This is a genomic window from Streptomyces sp. NPDC088746 (assembly GCF_044751065.1).
Classification (GTDB): Bacteria; Actinomycetota; Actinomycetes; order Streptomycetales; family Streptomycetaceae; genus Streptomyces.
The window spans coordinates 1-5,247 of the sequence record NZ_JBIVLA010000017.1 but is presented as its reverse complement, the minus strand read 5'-3'; the positions used below and the strand labels follow the sequence as shown (position 1 = coordinate 5,247).

General features: G+C 69.6%; 4 protein-coding genes. All 4 read left to right on the top strand.

The window, feature by feature from the left end; all coding sequences use genetic code 11:
* The first annotated feature begins 103 nt into the window (after window positions 1-103).
* The 4 genes from ACIP63_RS37255 to ACIP63_RS37240 are packed head-to-tail and all read left to right on the top strand — an operon-like array spanning window position 104 to window position 5,209.
* Window positions 104-862, top strand: a complete 759-nt coding sequence (locus ACIP63_RS37255) for a TnsA-like heteromeric transposase endonuclease subunit (RefSeq protein ID WP_401525235.1) — start codon at window positions 104-106, stop codon at window positions 860-862.
* A 20-nt stretch (window positions 863-882) separates the two neighbouring features.
* On the top strand, window positions 883-2,895 hold the full coding sequence (locus ACIP63_RS37250) for a Mu transposase C-terminal domain-containing protein (protein ID WP_401525230.1): 2,013 nt from the start codon (window positions 883-885) through the stop codon (window positions 2,893-2,895).
* A 20-nt stretch (window positions 2,896-2,915) separates the two neighbouring features.
* Complete coding sequence (locus ACIP63_RS37245) at window positions 2,916-3,980, top strand: AAA family ATPase (protein ID WP_401525232.1); 1,065 nt, start codon at window positions 2,916-2,918, stop codon at window positions 3,978-3,980.
* Window positions 3,980-5,209 carry a hypothetical protein gene (locus tag ACIP63_RS37240; protein WP_401525228.1) on the top strand — a complete coding sequence of 410 codons (1,230 nt, stop codon included), beginning with the start codon at window positions 3,980-3,982 and terminating at the stop codon, window positions 5,207-5,209. The genes ACIP63_RS37245 and ACIP63_RS37240 overlap by 1 nt, the downstream gene beginning before the upstream one ends.
* The last annotated feature ends 38 nt before the right edge of the window (window positions 5,210-5,247 follow it).

Here is a 5,247-nt window from a genome sequence, read left to right as displayed (position 1 = left end):
CTGTCTAGTACGGGTTGACCTTGCAGATGTCAGTTCTAAGCTGCATGCGATCTTGCATAGGTCAGCGTGACCTTGCATCGAGGGGCGGGGTTAGTCGTACGTGATGCATGCGTTAGAGGTCTTGGAGGGCGGGTCTGCGGGGCCGCCGACGGCCGGGTTCGAGGTGGCGTACGTCGCCCCTGACGGGTCGGAGTCGCGGCGTTTGCTGGCAGATGCATGGGCCGTGCGGTTCGAGCACGTCGCGCCCGTACGCACGTTCACGTCGTACCGTGGCCAGCGGAATTTGCCGGGCCTGTGGTGGTCCGCCACGGCGGGCGGTCATATCGGGTATGAGTCCTGGCTGGAGCGGGACCACGTGATGTTGCTGGACTTCGATCCGGCGGTGGTGGGCATCTCCTCACAGCCGTTCTGGCTGTTCTGGTCCTCGGCGAAGGGCAAGCCGGTCTCGCATGCGCCGGACTACTTCGCCCGCCGGGACGACGGCTCGGCGGTTGTGATCGACTGTCGTCCGGCCGAGCGCCGCAGAGCGAGGGACTGGGTGAAGTTCGAGGCGGCGAAGACGGCTTGTGATCAGGTGGGGTGGGAGTTTCGTCTGCTGGGGGCGCCGGATCCGGTGCTGGTGCGGAACGTGCGCTGGCTGGCGGGCTACCGCCACCCTCGTCACCGGGTGGAGCCGGTGGCCTCGTGGCTGCTGGAGACGTTCGTCGAGCCGATGCCGCTGATGGACGGTGTCCTGGCTGTGGGGGAGCCGGTGGCGGTGCTGCCGGTGCTGTTCCATCTGCTGTGGTCGCACGAGTTGGCGGCGGACACGCCGGTTCCGTTGCACGCCGACTCGCTGGTGTCGCTGGGGGCGGTCCGGTGAGGGCCGGCGGTGAGAGTGCGGTGCTGCGGGTCGGGGACTGGGTCACCTTCGATGACGGCCACCACCAGGTGGTGGCTCTGGCTGGGACGGCGGTGCGGCTGCGGTCGTCGGGCGGCGAGGAGTCGGTGGTGCTGGCCTCGTACTTGATGGCGGCGCCGGACTTCTCGGTGACGGGCACCGAGTCGCTGCCCACGCTGGAGCCGGTCGGGCTGCTGGAGTCGCTGCCCGAGGCTGCGAGGGCGGCGGCGGTGGAGTGGGAACGGCATGTGGTGGAGGTGGAGACCGGCTTGCCGGCCGGGGCGGAGCCGGGAACGCCGGTGAGGCCCGAGTACGACCCTGCCCGGCCGTTGGTGGAGCGGGCTCAGGCGAAGGCGGACGAGCTGGGGGTGAGCCTACGTACGGTGATGGCCAAGCGGTCACGCTACGCACAGCAGGGAGTGTGGGGGCTGGTCGATGGGCGCCTGGTGCGGCTGACGGAGGCGACGGGCCGGGCGGACGCCCGGCTGGTCGCCGCGGTGCGGCAGGTGCTGGACGAGCAGACGCACGCTTCGACGGGCACGCGATCGCGGGTGATCCGGCGGGTGGTGAAGCTGGTCGAGGACACCCACGGCGGAGGGGTGGTGCCGCTGCCGAGCCGGAACACCTTCTACAAGCTCATCGACGCCCTGTCCACGGGGCGGCACAGTTTCGGGTCGGCGGCCACCCGGCGGCAGACGGCGAACCGGCCGGCGGGGCCGTTCACGCCGACGTTTGCGGACCGGCCAGGGGAACAGGTGCAGATCGACTCCACCCCGCTGGACGTCATGGTGGTCCTGGACTCCGGGGTCGTAGCCCGCGCCGAATTGACGATCGCGGTCGATGTCGCCACCCGCACGATCTGCGCGGCGGTGTTGCGGCCGGTGAGTACCAAGGCGGTGGACGCCTCGCTGCTGCTGGCGCGGATGCTGGTGCCGGAGCCGATGCGGCCGGGCTGGCCGCTGAGTTTGCGGATGACGGCCTCGCGGATGCCGCACCGGCAGCTCCTCGACGTCGATGCGCGGATGGACCAGGCTGCTGCCAAGCCGGTGATCGTGCCGGACACCGTCGTCATCGACGGCGGCAAGGTGTTCATCTCCAACACCTTCGTCCGGGCCTGCGCCCGGCTGGGCATCTCTGTCCAGCGGGCACGCCCGCGCACGCCGACGGACAAGGCGATCGTGGAGGCGACGTTCTCGGCGGTCAACACCCTGTTCTGCCAGCACCTGGCCGGCTACACAGGCCGGGATGTGAGCCGCCGCGGCGAGCGGGTTGAGCAGGCCGCGGTCTGGACGATCCCCGAGCTGCAGAATCTGCTGGATGAATGGGTGCTGGCAGGGTGGCAGGCCAGGCCGCACGACGCCCTTCGAGATCCGTTCCGGCCGGGGAAGGCCATCTCGCCGAACGACAAGTACGCCTCCTTGGTGGCGGCGGCCGGCTACCTGCCTCTGGTCTTGCGCGGGGAGGACTACCTGGAGCTGCTGCCGGTGGCCTGGCGCGCGATCAACGACTACGGCGTCCGCATCGCGCACCGCACCTACGACAGCGCCGAGCTGGGGCCCTACCGGCGCCAGCACTCCGGCCACGCGGCCAGGCGCGGGCTCTGGGAAGTCCACTACGACCCTTATGACCTCTCGCAGGTCTTCGTGCGCACCGAGGGTGGCTGGGTCACCGCACCCTGGGTGCATCTTCCCCTGGTGGCCGCGCCGTTCGCCGAGTTCACCTGGGCGCACGCCCGACGCCTGGCCGCCGAGGCCGGCCTGGACGACACCAACGAAGTGGCTGTCGCTCGTGTCCTGGATGCGCTGTTGACGCGCGCCGAACACGGCCCGGACCGGCAGTCGGCCCGTGTCCTGGGTCGCACTCGCGCGGCAGCCGCTCTGCCCGCTCCCTCTGCCGCACCCGCAATCGAAAGCGACCCCGAGCCCGAGCAGGAGTCCTCGGCGGCGCCACCGGCTGCGACGGTGGTGCCCTTCGGGGTCTTCGATGCCCACGCCGAAGCCGAAAGGTGGCTATGAGCACGCGCTCCACCCGGATGATGCCGCAGACGGATCTGCCCGATGCGACGCCACCGGATTGTCCGCTGACCTCCAAGGAGGGCTGGCGCCGCTACGTCGAACACGAGAGCACCCCACCGCAGTTACACAGCGCAGCCGAGCGGGCCGCGCTAACCGGCCAGGAACGGGACCGTGAAGACGAGGGGCGGCGGGAGTATCACGCGAACCTGCCGATGGTGAACACTCCGACCATCCGCAAGGTCATCGCCACCGCACGGCTGCTGATCCAGCTCAACCGCCACCAGGTCTCTGCCCGCCGTGGCGTGATCCTTTCCGGTGCTTCCGGCACGGGCAAGACCACCGCGCTGACCCAGTTGGGCCGCGCGCACGAGCTGGCCACGCGCAGGCGCCATCCGCACGACGGGGCACGCCTGCCGGTCATCTACGTCACCGTCCCGCCGGCGGCGACGCCGAAGATGCTCGCGACGGAGTTCGCCCGCTTCTTCGGCCTGCCCTTTCCCAAGCGGGGAGTGACCCTCACCGACATCGTGGATGCGGTCTGCGCGACCGCCGCCCACACCCGGGTCGATCTTGTCCTGGTGGATGAGCTGCACAACCTCAACCTGGCTACCCGCTCCGGTGCGGAAGCCTCCGACCAGTTGAAATACTTCGCCGAACGCCTGCCCGCCACGTTCGCCTACGCGGGCATCGACATCGAGACGCAGGGCCTGTTCGCCGGTACCCGCGGCCGTCAGATCGCCGGACGGTTCGTCGTCATCCCCGCCGCCCCGTTCTCCCACGCCACCGCCGCCGACCAGGAGACGTGGCGGGCCCTGGTCGGCACGCTGGAGTCCTTGCTCCGCCTTCACGAGCACGCCCCCGGAACGCTCACGCAGATGAGTGACTACCTCTTTCACCGCACCGGCGGCATGATCGGAAGCCTCTCCCAGCTCATCCGCGGCGCTGCCGTGCTGGCCATTGAGGACGGCAGTGAGCGCATCACGAGGGAGCTGCTGGAGCTGGTTCCCCTCGACTTCGCCGCCGAGCAGACCCAGCGGCTGATCACCCCGGCAGGCGCAAAGAGCCGGCGCCGGAGCGTGGCCTGATGCTCCTGTCCCGCCTGCCCGATCCGGTTCCCCCGGCCCGGCACGAAATCGCTGTCTCCTACATCAGCCGCCTGGCCACCCTGCACGGCATGGACCCGCAAATGCTCTGGATGCAGGTCACCCGGCCGGAGCGGGAGGGCGCCGCCCGACGCGTCCCGATCCCGGAACAGCTCGCCGCGCTCACCGGCCGCAGCGTTCACGCTCTGGCCGGGGCCCTGCCCGAACTGCGCGACCCGGCACCGGACTGGGCCATGTTCCGCCATGCGACGCAGAGCGGCTGTCATCTCTGTGACGCCCGCCATCCGGGCGGCCGGGTGGTGAGGCTGCTGCCGCACCACACCTACGTCTGCCTGCGGCACGGGACCTGGATCGGCCCTCCCGATATCGACCACCCCGCTGTCGGCCTCGCCCAGCTGCCCGAAGTCATCGACGCCCAGCACCGCCACCACCTCCTTCTGCGACGCTACGGCTGGGCAGCCGCCTACGACGCGGTGCTGACCGCCTTCATGATCTGCGCGCACATCTGGGCCGACGGCCGCCTGACAGGCGAGGACTTCCACGTCTGGCACACCTGGGACAGCCGGACGTACGCCCTCATCCCCTACGACCACGCCGCCAAGTCCTACACGTCCTACAGCACGTCCAAGCTGTTCGCCGCCATCTATCCCGAGGTCGTCGGCCTGGCGCCGCTGATTGCCTCTCCCCACTGGCGGCAGCTGGCCTGCGGCACCACCACGGAGCAAGCCCGGTTCTTCGCCGAAGTCGGCAAGCGCGTCACCTACCCCTACAGCAAGAAGGAGCACGGCGACGCCGTCGCGCACTGGGCCATCGCGGATGCCTGGCGCCCACCCTCGACACCGCTGACGACCTACACGCCGGGCCAGGTTCGCGGAAAGCTCTCTCCGCTCCACGCCAGTCGGGCCGCGCGGCACGCGAACAGCGTGAAGTGGTACAGCCGCATCAACCGGAACCAGGGCCGCACCCTCCTGTTCCACAGCCACCTCAAGCCCGTCCTCCTGCGCGAGAAGACACCGCAATACGTCAAGTGGGAAGGCGCCATCTGGCACAGCAGCCGCACCGACGACCTCATGAAGGAAGAGGTCGCGCGGCGACGCCGCGAACTCCAAGCCGGTGCAGCGCGGTTGCGGAACCAACGCGCCGAAAATGCAAGATCTAACTGGGTAAATCCGGCTGACACCGCCCCACCCGTTCCTTCACCATCCAGCTAGCACAGACGCACGGATGCAGCGACCGGGAAGAACGGACA

What these genes read in the sequence shown, in the direction of transcription:
- ACIP63_RS37255 (WP_401525235.1), top strand. Translation starts at nt 104, where the DNA reads ATGCATGCGTTAGAGGTCTTGGAGGGCGGGTCTGCGGGGCCGCCGACG.
- ACIP63_RS37245 (WP_401525232.1), top strand. Translation starts at nt 2,916, where the DNA reads ATGCCGCAGACGGATCTGCCCGATGCGACGCCACCGGATTGTCCGCTG.
- ACIP63_RS37240 (WP_401525228.1), top strand. Translation starts at nt 3,980, where the DNA reads ATGCTCCTGTCCCGCCTGCCCGATCCGGTTCCCCCGGCCCGGCACGAA.